This is a genomic window from Pseudonocardia sp. CA-107938, from assembly GCF_050936315.1.
Taxonomy (GTDB): domain Bacteria; phylum Actinomycetota; class Actinomycetes; order Mycobacteriales; family Pseudonocardiaceae; genus Pseudonocardia.
This window is the reverse complement of the sequence record NZ_JBNJNA010000001.1, coordinates 4145433-4158157: the sequence shown is the minus strand read 5'-3', so window position 1 is coordinate 4158157 and position 12725 is coordinate 4145433. Positions and strand designations below refer to the sequence as shown.

General features: G+C 73.6%; 14 protein-coding genes. 8 read left to right on the top strand and 6 right to left on the bottom strand.

Annotated elements, in window-relative coordinates; all coding sequences use genetic code 11:
• Positions 1-3: 3 nt before the first annotated feature.
• The gene (locus ACQEVB_RS20740) at positions 4-921 is read right to left on the bottom strand and encodes an alpha/beta fold hydrolase (protein ID WP_432973865.1); all 918 of its coding nucleotides are present in this window, start codon (positions 919-921) and stop codon (positions 4-6) included.
• An 85-nt stretch (positions 922-1006) separates the two neighbouring features.
• On the opposite strand from ACQEVB_RS20740, the gene ACQEVB_RS20735 reads away from it, so the two are divergent.
• Positions 1007-1831, top strand: coding sequence for a helix-turn-helix domain-containing protein (locus tag ACQEVB_RS20735; protein WP_432973863.1), 825 nt, complete (start codon positions 1007-1009; stop codon positions 1829-1831).
• Between the two features lie 13 nt (positions 1832-1844).
• Here ACQEVB_RS20735 and ACQEVB_RS20730 read toward each other — a convergent pair whose 3' ends face one another.
• Positions 1845-2657 carry a hypothetical protein gene (locus ACQEVB_RS20730; RefSeq protein ID WP_432973861.1) on the bottom strand — a complete coding sequence of 271 codons (813 nt, stop codon included), beginning with the start codon at positions 2655-2657 and terminating at the stop codon, positions 1845-1847.
• A gap of 80 nt (positions 2658-2737) precedes the next feature.
• Between ACQEVB_RS20730 and ACQEVB_RS20725 the strand changes: the two genes are divergently transcribed.
• Entirely contained in the window at positions 2738-3376 is a 639-nt protein-coding gene (locus ACQEVB_RS20725) for a flavin reductase family protein (RefSeq protein WP_432973859.1), read from the top strand.
• A gap of 96 nt (positions 3377-3472) precedes the next feature.
• On the top strand, positions 3473-4642 hold the full coding sequence (locus ACQEVB_RS20720) for a hypothetical protein (protein ID WP_432973855.1): 1170 nt from the start codon (positions 3473-3475) through the stop codon (positions 4640-4642).
• A 7-nt stretch (positions 4643-4649) separates the two neighbouring features.
• Here the strand turns inward: ACQEVB_RS20720 and ACQEVB_RS20715 are convergent, their stop codons facing one another.
• On the bottom strand, positions 4650-4883 hold the full coding sequence (locus ACQEVB_RS20715; RefSeq protein ID WP_432973853.1) for a hypothetical protein: 234 nt from the start codon (positions 4881-4883) through the stop codon (positions 4650-4652).
• Between the two features lie 49 nt (positions 4884-4932).
• Positions 4933-6624: an AMP-binding protein gene (locus ACQEVB_RS20710; protein WP_432973851.1), complete on the bottom strand. Its 1692-nt coding sequence runs from the start codon at positions 6622-6624 to the stop codon at positions 4933-4935.
• Positions 6625-7027: 403 nt separating this feature from the next.
• On the opposite strand from ACQEVB_RS20710, the gene ACQEVB_RS20705 reads away from it, so the two are divergent.
• The 4 genes from ACQEVB_RS20705 (at position 7028) to ACQEVB_RS20690 (ending at position 9974) form a co-directional block, all read left to right on the top strand.
• Positions 7028-7441: an SsgA family sporulation/cell division regulator gene (locus ACQEVB_RS20705; protein ID WP_432973849.1), complete on the top strand. Its 414-nt coding sequence runs from the start codon at positions 7028-7030 to the stop codon at positions 7439-7441.
• Positions 7442-7589: 148 nt separating this feature from the next.
• Positions 7590-8141 (top strand): TetR/AcrR family transcriptional regulator, encoded by a 552-nt coding sequence (locus ACQEVB_RS20700; RefSeq protein WP_432973847.1) that lies wholly within the window; start codon positions 7590-7592, stop codon positions 8139-8141.
• Between the two features lie 80 nt (positions 8142-8221).
• Positions 8222-9430 (top strand): cytochrome P450, encoded by a 1209-nt coding sequence (locus ACQEVB_RS20695; protein ID WP_432973845.1) that lies wholly within the window; start codon positions 8222-8224, stop codon positions 9428-9430.
• Between the two features lie 10 nt (positions 9431-9440).
• Positions 9441-9974, top strand: a complete 534-nt coding sequence (locus tag ACQEVB_RS20690; protein ID WP_432973843.1) for a GNAT family N-acetyltransferase — start codon at positions 9441-9443, stop codon at positions 9972-9974.
• On the opposite strand, the gene ACQEVB_RS20685 is transcribed toward ACQEVB_RS20690, so the two are convergent.
• Positions 9925-10230, bottom strand: coding sequence for a hypothetical protein (locus tag ACQEVB_RS20685; protein WP_432973841.1), 306 nt, complete (start codon positions 10228-10230; stop codon positions 9925-9927). The genes ACQEVB_RS20690 and ACQEVB_RS20685 overlap by 50 nt on opposite strands.
• A 39-nt stretch (positions 10231-10269) precedes the next feature.
• Here ACQEVB_RS20685 and ACQEVB_RS20680 point away from each other — a divergent pair, with 39 nt between their 5' ends.
• On the top strand, positions 10270-11421 hold the full coding sequence (locus ACQEVB_RS20680) for an anhydro-N-acetylmuramic acid kinase (protein WP_432973839.1): 1152 nt from the start codon (positions 10270-10272) through the stop codon (positions 11419-11421).
• Here ACQEVB_RS20680 and ACQEVB_RS20675 read toward each other — a convergent pair.
• The gene (locus ACQEVB_RS20675) at positions 11414-12610 is read right to left on the bottom strand and encodes a phosphodiester glycosidase family protein (RefSeq protein WP_432973837.1); all 1197 of its coding nucleotides are present in this window, start codon (positions 12608-12610) and stop codon (positions 11414-11416) included. The genes ACQEVB_RS20680 and ACQEVB_RS20675 overlap by 8 nt on opposite strands.
• Positions 12611-12725: the final 115 nt, after the last annotated feature.

Sequence of the window (12725 nt, the reverse complement as noted above, 5' to 3'; positions counted from 1 at the left end):
ACGTTAGGTCATCCCGGAGAAGCCGCGCAGGAGGGCACCGGTGGTGCCGGGGTCCTCGAACATCGGCGTGTGGCCGACCCCGTCGAGGATCTCGATGCGGACGCCCGGCACCGCGCGGTACTCCTGCGCCGACGACGGCTGCCACCGCCGGTCCTGCGCGCCGAAGATCACCAGGACGGGCAGGCCCAGCCCGGCGAGGCGGTCCGGGACAGGTCGCTCCTCGAGGTACGCGGTGGCCGCCGCGTCGGCCGCGGTGAGGCTGCGGTAGGTCATGCCCCGCACGTCGGCGACGAGCTGCTCGGGGATCTGCACCTCGCGGGTGAACGCCGTGCCGAGCGCCTGGCGGATCATGCCGTCGGTGCGCAGCCGCCAGATCAGCTGGCCCACCACCGGCGTCGTCATCAGCGCGGCGGCCGGGCTCTCCCCGAGGAACGCGTCCACCCGCGGGCCGGTGGAGATCAGCACGATGCCCGTGACGAGGTCGCGCCGCTGCTCGGCGAGCGCCGTCGCGACCGAGCCCCCGGTCGAGTGCCCGACGACGGTCGCGCGGCGGACGCCGAGCCGGTCGAGCGCCATACCGACCCGGCGGGCCTGCTCCGCGATGCCGTAGCCGTCCGCGGGCTTCGCCGACGCGCCGTGGCCGAGCAGGTCCACCCGCACCACGCGCAGGTCGTGCAGCGCCGGCAGCACCGGCGACCAGTACGCCGTCGAGCCGGCCAGTCCGTGCAGCAGCACCACGGCGGGAGCGTCGGCGGGCCCGTCCTGGACGACGTGCAGGTCACCGCCGGGCAGGTGCACGACCTCGGCACCGGAGGCATCCGCCGTCTCGGTCCGCACCAGGATCGCGTTCCCGACGAGCAGGGCGACGAGCACGCCGACGATCGGCACCGCGATCCGCCGGCGTGGGGTTGTTCGGGGCATCACTCCTCCTCGGGTTCCGTGCCGTCCCACCCTCCGGTGATCGACGGCGGCGGTCTTGCAGAAATGTCGGCGGTAACGTCGAGGAGTGCGACCTGCACCTCCGACCGTCGAGCCCCCGGCCGGCTGGGAGATCGCGCGACCGGCGCGGCCCCGGCTGCCCGGGGTCGACATGGCCGGGTTCCGCCTCCCCGGCGGGCGCCCGACCGATCTCCGGGTCATCCCGCACCCGGCCGTCACCGTGGCCGTCGCGTTCGGCGGCGGAGCTGTCGACGTCGGCGGCGGGGCGCGTGTGGCGACCCTGGTCGCCGGGCTCGGCTTCCGCGCGTTCGACGTCCGCGCCGGCGACGTCGAGTGCGTGCAGGTGCGGCTGTCCCCGTTGATCGCCCACCGGGTGCTCGGGGTGCCGCTCGCCGAGCTGCGCACGGGCGTCGTCGGCCTGGATGACCTGTGGGGCCTCGACACCGCGCGCCTGCGCGACCGGCTCCACGACGCGCGGGCGTGGCCCGAGCGGTTCGCGCTGGTCGAGACGACGCTGGCCGCGCGGCTGGACGCCGGCCGCGCGGTCGACCCCGAGGTGGCGTGGGTGTGGCGACGGATCGTGGCCGACCGTGGCCGCAGCCGGGTCGGTGACCTCGCGGCCCGGGTCGGGTGGAGCCGCCAGCACCTGTCGGCGCGCTTCGGCGCGCAGCTCGGCCTGAGCCCCAAACGTGCCGGCATGCTCATCCGCTTCGACCACGCCGTCCACCGGCTCGTCCGCGGACACGCACCCGCGCAGGTCGCCGCGGACGGCGGCTACACCGACCAGTCCCACCTCCACCACGACGTCCGCGCCTTCACCGGCGCGACCCCCGCGGCCGCCGCCGACGAGCCGTGGCTCGCCGCGGACGCGACCGCGTGGCCGGGCGCGTGATCGCGCACCTGCCTCACGCGTGCGCGGCCGGGACCGGTGGCAGTCTGCGGCTTCGCACTGCGGCGCCGCGCCGCCACACGGCCTCGCGGATCTCGGCCGGGTCCGTCGGTGCGTCGCGGCCCGCGAGCAGTTCGGCGCGCGCCACCCGGGCGGCGGTGACCCGGGCGCGGTAGTCGGCGAACACCTGGACCTCGCCGACGTCCGTCGGCCAGCGGGCGCCGTCGTGGAGGTAGGCGTAGTCCATCCCGCTCCGCATGCCGTCGCCGAGTCTGGCCACCTGGACCGCCCAGGTCCGCAGCAGCTCCGGCTCCGCCAGGTGCACGAACACCCCGCTCGCCTCGGCGACGCGGGTCGCCCGGGCCGACATCGGGGCCTGGTTGTCCTGCTCGGCGAACAGGCGCATCTGCTCCGCCGTAGGCGGCCCGCCGTACGCGCGTGACCGGGCGACGGCAGCGTCCAGGCCGTGGGTCTGCAGGCGCACCGTGCCCGCCGACGGGCTCCGCAGCGGCAGTGCCCGCCGAAGCCCCCGCAGGACGGCCGTGTCGAGCACGGTCCGCCCGGCCACCCCGAACACGGCGGGCAGCGAGGGCTCCGCGTCGAACGGGTTGGGATCGAGCCGGTCGAGGAGCACGATCGTCTGCGGGTGCCGGTCGTAGGACAGCGCCCACAGCAGCCGCCCGAGGACGCGAGCCCCGTGCAGGTCCGAGAGCACGTGCGGGGTGCCGTGGAACCAGTTGGTGGCGAACCGCGCCGACGAGCCCGGCCGAAGGGTGAGGACGGTGAGCTCCCGACCGGCGAGCCGCAGCACGCGTCGATGCACCTTCATTCGGTCAGCGGTCTCCCCCATGGGTGGAGGAGACCATGCCCCACAAGCGAATTCCGCCGGGTGACCTGCATGATCGGGGCGTGCGCACCGACATCGTGCCCGGCGAGCTCGGCCACCGGGCCTTCTACCGGATCCTCACCGCCACGGTGGTGCCGCGCCCGATCGCGTGGGTCTCGTCGATCTCCGCGGACGGCGTGGTGAACCTGGCCCCGCACTCGTTCTTCACGGTGTCGTGCGTCGATCCGCCGATGGTGCAGTTCACCAGCGTCGGGAAGAAGGACTCGCTGCGCAACGTCCGCGAGACCGGCGAGTTCGTCGTGTGCCTGGCCCCGGAGTGGCTGTTCGAGCAGGTCAACGCGACGGGCACGAACTTCCCACCGGACGTCGACGAGTTCGCGGCCGTCGGGCTCACCCCGGAGCCCAGCGCGACGGTGACCCCGCCGCGGGTGGCCGAGTCACCGGTCGCCCTCGAGTGCCGGCTGCACCAGGCACTGGAGCTGGGCGACTCCACCGTGGTGATCGGCCGCGTGCAGCACGCGGCGATCGACGCCGCCACCATCGACGGCGACGTCACCGAAGGCGCCCTGCCCCGCATCGACGCCCTGCGCCCGCTGGCCCGCCTGGGCCGCGACGAGTGGTCGACGATCGGCGAGGTCCGCGAGATCACCCGCATCCGGTACGGGGACTGGCCAGGGCATTTCATGCCCCCGCCGCGCTGATCGCCCACCTGAGACGGGCGTGAAACCCGGCTCCGGCATCGTCTGCTCGCGGCGCGCCCACGGTGAGGTCCGGCGCCGCATCGGGGGAGCATGATGGTGGATCTGCAACGCGACGAGGTCGAGGCGTGGTTCCGCGGACGCGGCCTGCCTCTGATCGTCCACCGTTCCGAACAGAGGCGGGCGTTGATCACCCGCACGGCACCGGCCGTGGTCTTCCTCGCCGGAATCTTCGTGATCCTCATCGTCCTCTACGGGATCGGCACAGCTCCCGAAGCGGAGGATCCGACCGAACCGACCATCGGCTACGTCGACACGGTGATCCTGCTGCCGCTGGTGCCGCTGACCTTCCTGGTGCTGCCGAGCCTGGCTGCGTGGGTGACCCGTGGGCTGCTGCGTCGGCTCTCGGGCACGGTCGGGCTCACCGTCGGCTGCGTCATCGTCGTGGTGGCGGCCTCGTTGGTCCCCGTCCTGGCCGAGGCGAACGACTTCGCCCCCTACCTCGACGCCGTGATCACTGCCGTCACCGTGGTCGCTCTTCTTCTGCTGCTGACCCGGCTGGGCGTTGGAGCCATAGTGGTCTGGGCGAGCCGGAAGGCGTTGCAGCAGGTCCGCGGCGTCGGTGCCATGGCCTCCCGGGTGCTGCCGCTGCTGTTGCTGGCCGTGCTGCTCGCCTTCTTCACCGGCGAGCTGTGGCAGGCGGCGAACTCGCTCAGCCGTGCACAGATGTGGGTCGTCGTGGCATTCCTGGCGGTGATCGCCCTCGGGTTCATGATCACGACGTTCTCGGACGAGCTCCCCGCGCTGCGCGAGGCCTCCCGAACACGGACCGACCTGGCGACCCGGCTGCAGGACACTCCCCTCGCCGGCTGCACCGCACCAGCCGGGCGGAACCGGCTGACCCGACCGGAGCGGCTCAACGTCGTGCTCGTGCTCTTCCTGGCTCAGGCGGTGCAGGTCGTCGCCTTCGCGGCGGTCGTGTTCGCGTTCTTCGTCGTGTTCGGACTGCTGATGATCACACCCGCGACGATGGAGAGCTACCTCGCCGGCGCGCCGCACGCCGAGGCCACGCTGTTCGGCCTGCCCATCCCGGTGAGCAACGCGCTCTTCCAGGTCTCGCTCTTCCTCGCCGCCTTCTCCGGTCTGTACTTCACCGCGTCGAAGACGACGGACGAGCGTTATCGCCAAGCGTTCTACGAACCACTGATCGACGAGATCGCGCTGAGCCTCGCAGCACGCGACATCTACCGCGAGCGCTGGCCCCGGTGAGAGCGCGTCACTCCCCGACGGCGCGGCCGAGCTCCAGCCCGTAGATCCGCTCGGCCTCCTCGGCGATGCGGCGCAGCGAGCAGGGCCACCGCTCGCCCGAGCCGCTGGAGGTGCGGCACTCGGCGCATCGGCCCAGCCGGTCGGGCACGTGCGCGAGCAGCAGGCGCCGCCAGACGACGGGCATCCCCGCCATCACCGCGGCCATCGACGGCGCGTCGTCCCGCGCCTCGCCAGCGTTCACGCGCACGACGGTACGTGGCGTGTTCCGGCGCCGCTCGCCGGCACCCGCCCTACAGGGTGAACTCCCCGCTCACGGCGTCGGAGCCGGACCCGTGCAGCTCGGTCTCGCGCCCGCGCAGCTCCACGCGGCGGATCTTGCCGGAGATCGTCTTGGGCAGCTCGGCGAACTCCAGGCGGCGGATCCGCTTGTACGGCGCGAGGTTCTCGCGGGCGAACGTGAGGATGTCGCGCGCGGTGTCCTCGGTGGGCTCGTACCCGGCCGCGAGCACCACGTACGCCTTCGGGACGGCCAGCCGCACCGGGTCCGGGGACGGCACGATCGCCGCCTCCGCGACGGCCGGGTGCTCGATCAGCACGCTCTCCAGCTCGAACGGGCTGATCCGGTAGTCGCTGGCCTTGAACACGTCGTCGGCGCGCCCGACGTAGGTGATGTAGCCGTCGGCGTCGCGGGAGCCGACGTCGCCGGTGTGGTAGACGCCACCCGCGAACGCCTCGGCGTTGCGCTCGTCGTCGCCGAAGTAGCCGACCATCAGTCCCAACGGGCGATCCGCGAGGTCGATGCAGATCTCCCCCTCCTCGACGCCCTTCTCGCCGGTCGCCGCGTCGACGAGGACGATCGGGTAGCCGGGGATCGGGCGGCCCATCGAGCCGGGCTTAACGGTCTGCCCTGGCGGGTTGCCGATCTGCACGGTGGACTCGGTCTGGCCGAACCCGTCGCGGATCCGCACCCCCCACGCCTTCTCGACCTGCTCGATCACCTCGGGGTTGAGCGGCTCCCCCGCCCCGACCACCTTCTGCGGCGGGTTCTGCAGGCCCGAGAGGTCGGCCTGGATCAGCATCCGCCACACCGTCGGCGGCGCGCAGAAGCTCGTGACGCGGCAGCGGTCCAGCGTCGCCATCACCGACTCGGCGTCGAACCGCCCGTTCATCACCAGCACGCACGCCTCGGCGATCCACGGCGCGAACACGTTGCTCCACGCGTGCTTCGCCCAGCCCGGCGACGAGATGTTGAGGTGCACGTCGCCGGGCTCCAGCCCGATCCAGTACATCGTGGACAGGTGCCCCACCGGGTACGACGCGTGCGTGTGCTCGACGAGCTTCGGCTTCGCGGTGGTACCGGAGGTGAAGTACAGCAGCAGCGTGTCGGAGCCGTTCGTCACGCCGTCGGGGGTGAACGACGCGTCCGCCGACGCCGTGTCGGCGTAGTCCAGCCACCCCGCGGGCACGTCGCGCACGGCGATGCGCGTGTAGTCGCCCTCGACGTCGTCGAACTTGCCGGCGTCCGCCCCGGTCACGACGACGTGCCGGGCGTTGCCGCGGTCGATCCGGTCGCGCAGGTCCGCCGCGGTGAGCAGGGTCGTCGCCGGGATGACGACCGCGCCGAGCTTCATCGCGGCGAGGATCGTCTCCCAGAGCTCCACCTGGTTGCCGAGCATCAGGATGATCCGGTCGCCGCGGGCCACACCGTGCCCGCGCAGCCAGTTCGCCACCCGGTTGGACCGCTCCGAGAGCTCCGCGAAGGTCCAGTGCGCGTCGCTGCCGTCCGCCTCGACGATCCACAGCGCCCGCTGCGCGCCGCGCTCCGGGTCGGCGGCCACGGCGTCGAAGTGGTCGAGCGCCCAGTTGAACTCGCCGATCTCCGGCCAGCGGAAGTCCCGGACGGCCGTGTCGTAGTCCTCGCGGTGGTCGAAGAGGAACTGCCGTGCCGCGTAGAACGCTGCCGCCGACGGATTCTGGGTCACCTCGTCGTCACCTCACCCGTTCGTGCCCGTGTGTCCTGCCGCCCGCACCTTAGCCGCGATCACCCGATGCGGCGCACCTCCGATCGGACGGGTGAGACGGCCCGACACGCCGACGACGAACGCCCCCTACCTGCACGTTCGCCCCATACCGTGCACCCGTCGAACGCAGCAGCGGGTTGCGGCGCCAGGGGGAAGCCGAGCGCCGGGGAACGGCCCAACGCCAGGCAGGTGACCATCACCCGTCCGGAGCAGCTTCGTAACGATGTGTTCCAGCACACCGAATGGATCACTGGTTCGGGTGAAGTAGTCGAAGACGTGCAGCGTTCCGGTCCTCCGCGGCGATTGCCTCGGTGAGACCGCCGCACCAGCGGCGGGACCGGATCGCCACAAGGGGGCGCCGATCATGAAGACCGACACGGTCCAACAGGACATGTTCACCGTGCTGCACGGGCAGCCGGCTCCGGTCGTGACCCGCTGGACCTACCGCGCCGAGGACCCGTTCGCGGTCACCCTCGCCGTCCGTACCAGGCACGACCGGTGGGTCGAGTGGCTGCTGGCCCGCGAGCTCGTGATGGAGGCCCTCGACGGGCCCGCCGGCATCGGCGACATCCGCATGAGCCCGCAGGAGGTCCAGGGCTACGACATCGTCGAGATCGAGATCCGTTCCAGCGACGGCCGGGCCGTGCTCGAGGTCGACCGCGACCTGCTGCGTCACTTCATCGACGCCAGCCTCGACGTCGTCGCTGTCGGTGACGAGGCCGCCGAGATCGACTTCGACTCCGAGATCGCCCGCCTCACCCAGGGCTGCCCCGAGTAGGTCGCACGGCCGCACCATCCCGGACGTCTCGCCGCTCGCGCGCCGGCGGAGTCCGCTCGCACCACCCAGCGCGCCGCGCTCCCGGTTCCCCGCGCCACCGCGCAGGTGATCTGATGCACCGGATGAGCCCCCGATCCCGTTCGGACGCATGACCGCGTCCAGCAGGCCCCGTGACGCCGAGGCGACGCGCAGGGCCCTGCTCGGCGCGGCCAGGGCACTGTTCGCGCAGGACGGCTACGACGCGACGACCGTGCGCGCGGTCGCCGAACGGGCGGGGGTCAACCAGGCCCTGCTGTTCCGCTACTTCGGGAACAAGGAAGGGCTGTTCGCCGAGGCGGTGCGCGGGAGCGCGATGGACGTGCTGACCAGCGGCCCGCCGGAGGAGCTGCTGGAGCGGATCCTCGCCACCGTCCTGGAGCGCGACCAGGAGCCGTCGGCGTTCCTGGCGGTGCTGCGCGGCACGGGCAGCACGCAGGTCGGCGAGCGGTTGCGCGTGGAGCTCGGGCAGGCCTACCGGGCGGCGCTGGCCGACCTGGTCGGCGGCACCGACCGCGCCGACGCCGAGGCGCGGGCCGAGCTGCTGATGGCCTGGCTCCTGGGCATCTCGCTGGTGCGCACCGTGGGCCACGCCGACGCGCTGCCGCCGGACCTCGCACTGCCGCACCTGCGCCGCGCCGCGCACACGCTGCTGCACGGCTGACCGACGATCGTTTGACACGCCGTCGGGACGCTCCTACCTTCGGATGTAAGCAACTGCTTACACGAGATCGGGGACGTCACATGACCGGCACCAGCACCGTCCGCTCCTACCCGTTCGGCGAAGCGCACGCACTCGACCTCGAACCGCTCTACCGCGAGCTGCGCAGCGAGGAGCCGCTCGCGCGCGTGGTGCTCCCCCACGGCGGCGAGGCCTGGCTCGCCACCCGGTTCGCCGACGCGCGCACCGTGCTCGCCGATCCGCGGTTCAGCCGCGCCGCCACCGTGGGCGCCGACACCCCGCGGGTGCGCCCGGAGATCGACCACAACGCCACCAGCATCCTCAACATGGACCCGCCGAACCACACGCGGCTGCGCCGGCTCGTCGCCACCGCGTTCACCGCGCGTCGGGTCGAGCAGCTGCGCCCGCGCGCCGCCGCGCTCACCGCCGAACTCCTGGCGGGGCTGCGGGCCGCCGGACCGGGCGCCGACCTCGTCGAGCACGTCTCGGTCCCGCTGCCGGTCACGATCATCTGCGAGCTGCTGGGTGTGCCCGTCGAGGACCGGGCGATCTTCCGGGCCGGCGCCGACGCCGCGCTCTCCACCACCTCCCGCACCGCGGCGGAACGGGCGCAGGCCCGCGACGACATGAACGCCTACATGACGGGCTTGATCGAGGCGCGCCGCGCGGAACCGGGCGCGGACCTGCTCAGCGCCCTCATCGCCGCGCACGACGAGGGCGACCGGCTCAGCACCGCCGAGCTGCTCCAGCTGGGCACCGGCATCCTCATCGCCGGCCACGAGACCACCATGAACATGATCGGCAACATGATGTTCCTGCTGCTCACCCGGCCCGACCGGGGCGCAGCACTGCGTGGCGACCTCGCCAAGGACGCGCTGACCCGCGGGATCGAGGAGCTGCTGCGCTACACCCCGCTGGGCGCCGGCGCCGGGTTCGCCCGCATCGCGCTGGAGGACGTCGAGCTGTCCGGGGTGCGGGTACGCGCAGGCGAGGCCGTCCTGGCCGCGGTCGCCGCCGCCAACCGCGATCCCGAGGTGTTCGACCGGCCGGAGGAGCTGGTGCTCGACCGCCCCACCGGCCCCACGCTCGCGTTCGGCTACGGCCCGCACCACTGCCTCGGCGCCCAGCTGGCGCGCATGGAGCTGCAGGAGGCCGTCGGCGGGCTGCTGAACGAGTTCCCGGACCTGCACCTGGCGATCCCCGCCGACGAGGTGCCGTGGCGGCGCGGTGCCCTGGTGCGGGGCCCGGAGCGGCTGCCGCTGGCCTGGTGAGAATGGGCTGATGACCGTCCGCCTGCGGCCGAGCACCCCGTCCGATCTCACGGCCGTGCTGGCCGCGGAGACCGATCCGACGACGCGGCAGTGGCTCGGCGACGCGTCGATCGCCTGGCACGAGCGGCATCGGGCCGACCCCGCGGCCGAGCACCTCGTCGCCGAACGGGACGGCGCCCCGGTCGGGCACGTCGTGCTGGTGTCGGCGGACGGCGTGGCCGAGCTGCGGCGGATCGTCGTCTGGCCGGACGCCCGCGGCACCGGCGCCGGCCGCGCGACGCTGATCGCCGCCGCCGACCACGCGTTCGCACGGCCGGGCACCCACAGGCTCTGGCTGGACGTGAAGGCCGGCAACGCGATCGCCCGCCGGCTCTACGCCGGCGCCGGGTTCGTCGAGGAGGGCGTGCTGCGCGAGGCCATGCTCGAGACCGACGGGAGCTGGTCGTCGTTGGTGGTGATGTCCGTGCTCGACCGGGAGTGGGCGGCGCGGGACCTCAGGTCAACGGCTCCACGTGCACCCGGACCGACCGCCGATCCGCGCTGAGCCACCCCTGCTCCTGCGCGTACCCGACCATCGCCGTCCACCGCTGTGCCCAGTCGTCAGCGGTGGCGACGAGCTTCGCCCGCGACCGGAGCACGGAGAGGTCGAGCCACACGTGCTCGCCGTCGACCGCTCCGGTGTCGGTGGTCGCGAGTGCGGCCCGCAGCTTGCCGCCCCGCAGATCGGTCTCGAGGTGCAGCGCGGTGCAGTCGTCGGCGTCGAGGACGACGGCACCGGCCGCGGTGAGTCTGACGATCATCGACCCGATGATGCCCGATGCGCCGCGTAGCGTGCAGGCGTGCGGGTGATCGGGCTCATGTCGGGCACGTCGATCGACGGGATCGACGCCGCGGCCGCCGATCTGCGGCTCGACGACGACCTGCTGGTGCTGCAGCCGCTGGGTGCGTTCACCGCCCCGCTGCCCGCGGAGTACCGCGAGCTCGTCGCGGCGGTGCTGCCACCTGCGACGACGACCGCGGAGGCCGTCTGCCGGCTCGACACCGCGGTCGGGCAGGCGTTCGCCGAGGTCGCTGCCCGCGCCGTCGACGAGCTGTGCGACGGCCGCGCCGACCTCGTCGTCTCGCACGGGCAGACGGTGCACCACTGGGTGGACGGGCCCACCGCGCGCGGCACCCTGCAGCTCGGGCAGCCGGCGTGGATCGCCGAGCGCACCGGGCTGCCCGTCGTGGCCGACCTGCGCCCACGTGACGTGGCTGCGGGCGGGCAGGGTGCGCCGCTGGTCAGCGCTGTGGACGTGCTGCTGCTCAGCGGCCGACCCGCCCCGGCGGCCGCGCTGAACCTGGGCGGGATCGCCAACGTCACCGTCGTCGCACCGGGGCGGGAGCCGGTGGCGTTCGACACAGGACCGGCCAACGTCCTGCTCGACGCGGCGGTGACCGCGCGAACCGGCGCCCCGCACGACGCTGATGGGGCGCTCGCCGCGCGCGGCCACGTCCACGAGGAGCTTCTGGCCAGGCTGCTGGCCGATCCCTTCTACGCGCTCCCGCCACCGCGGACCACCGGCCGCGAGCGCTTCCACCTGCCCTACCTGCAGGAGGCGGGCGCCGACGACGTCGGCACCCCGGACCTGCTCGCCACGCTGGTCGCGCTCACCGCCCGGACGGTGTCCGCGGCGCTCGCCCGGTACGGCGTCGGGGAGGTGGTCGCGGCCGGCGGCGGCACCCGCAACCCGACCCTCATGGCCGCGCTCGCCGCGCAGCTCGCCCCGGCCCGGCTGCGCACCACGGACGGTCTCGGCCTGCCCGTCGACGCGAAGGAGGCCTACGCGTTCTGCGTGCTCGGCTTCCTCACCGCGCACGGGCTACCCGGCACGGTCCCGGCCTGCACGGGTGCTCGCGGCCCGCGGATCCTCGGCTCGCTCACCCCGGGCATGGCGGGCTTCCCCGCGGCGGGAGCGGCGACCCCGCCGACCCGCATGGTGATCACTTGACGAACACGCCGAGCCCGTCGGGCACCCGCCGCGCCGACGTGCCCGACGGGTCGCTCACGATCGCCACCTTCGGCTGGCCCTTCTCCCGGTAGACCAACGTCGACGAGCCACCACCGTCGAGGTTGACGGCGTCGTCGAGGCCGAGCTCGGCCAGCAGCGCCGAGAGCTCCGACAGGGTGGCGCCCACGCTGTCGGTCTGGCGCCCGTCGACGGTCACCAGCATCACGGTGTGCCCGTCCGCGGTGTTGCCGGCGGCGCTGCGCGGGGCGCGGATGCGGTCGTCGAGCCGCTCGGTCGGCTTCCCGTTGACGAGGATCGGCTGGCCGCCCACGGCCGCGTACGGCTTCACGCCCGAGGCGGGGGTCAGCTCGTACTCGATGTCGACGGGTTCGCCCACCTTGAACGCGCGCAGCGCCGTCGCCCCCTGCTCGCGCCCGTCCAACGCGAGCTCGTCGGCGGCCAGGGCACGGGCACCGGTGCTGCCGACCTCGGTGACCACCTTGTTCCTGACGACGATCTCCCAGCGGTCGGCGCACCCCGCCTGCGGGTCGGTGTCGGTGCCGCACAGCGTCTGCGCGCGGCTGCGGCCCCAGTCGGCGGTGAACAGCCCCACCCCGCCGACGGGCACGGCGTGCTGGTTGTAGGCGACGATCGGCAGCGTGCCGTGCGGGCTGCTGACCTCACCGGTCAGCGGCAGGCGGTCGATGCGGCCCACCCCGTCCGTGCCGATCGCGTACACGTAGTCCATCTCCGCGCCCGGCACGGCGGGCGCTGCGCGGCGACCCTGCGGCACCGCGGCCTTGATCGGCTTCCCGCTGCGCACGGCCGGGCCGGTCGCCGCACCGGTGGCGGAGATGTCGAAGAAGTCGCCGTTGATCCCCGCGACCGCGCCGGCGGCGTCGGCCATCGCGGTGACGGGCGCGGTCGAGGCGACCTTCCCCGCGCTGAGCAGGTCGATCCGCACGCCGGGTGCGCGCAGGTCGACCTGCACGACGTCCCCGATCACCTTCCCGGCGGCCTTGGTCGTCGTGAACTCGCGATGGCTGACCCCCGGCCCCACGGCCTCGGCCGGCAGCAGGCGGTCCAGCACCCGCTCGGGTGCCGCGCTCGCCGGGAGCGGCGCGAGCAGTGGCAGCCCGAGGACGGCGGCGCCGAGCACGCCGCGCAGCGCCCAGCGTCGTGCCCGCATCCGCCCGATCCCCCTCGCTCGCCGGACGCGATCCGATCACGGAGCGTGCGCCGGTGGGGCGCCGACACGCGGAACTCACCCGCACGGGGCGGCCGACGGTCAGCGCCGACGGTCA

Excerpts from the sequence above, each read along its gene's own strand:
- ACQEVB_RS20675 (WP_432973837.1), bottom strand. The coding sequence starts at position 12,610 with ATGCGGGCACGACGCTGGGCGCTGCGCGGCGTGCTCGGCGCCGCCGTC.
- ACQEVB_RS20685 (WP_432973841.1), bottom strand. The coding sequence starts at position 10,230 with ATGATCGTCAGACTCACCGCGGCCGGTGCCGTCGTCCTCGACGCCGAC.
- ACQEVB_RS20695 (WP_432973845.1), top strand. The coding sequence starts at position 8,222 with ATGACCGGCACCAGCACCGTCCGCTCCTACCCGTTCGGCGAAGCGCAC.
- ACQEVB_RS20705 (WP_432973849.1), top strand. The coding sequence starts at position 7,028 with ATGAAGACCGACACGGTCCAACAGGACATGTTCACCGTGCTGCACGGG.
- ACQEVB_RS20700 (WP_432973847.1), top strand. The coding sequence starts at position 7,590 with ATGACCGCGTCCAGCAGGCCCCGTGACGCCGAGGCGACGCGCAGGGCC.
- ACQEVB_RS20740 (WP_432973865.1), bottom strand. The coding sequence starts at position 921 with ATGCCCCGAACAACCCCACGCCGGCGGATCGCGGTGCCGATCGTCGGC.
- ACQEVB_RS20730 (WP_432973861.1), bottom strand. The coding sequence starts at position 2,657 with ATGAAGGTGCATCGACGCGTGCTGCGGCTCGCCGGTCGGGAGCTCACC.
- ACQEVB_RS20690 (WP_432973843.1), top strand. The coding sequence starts at position 9,441 with ATGACCGTCCGCCTGCGGCCGAGCACCCCGTCCGATCTCACGGCCGTG.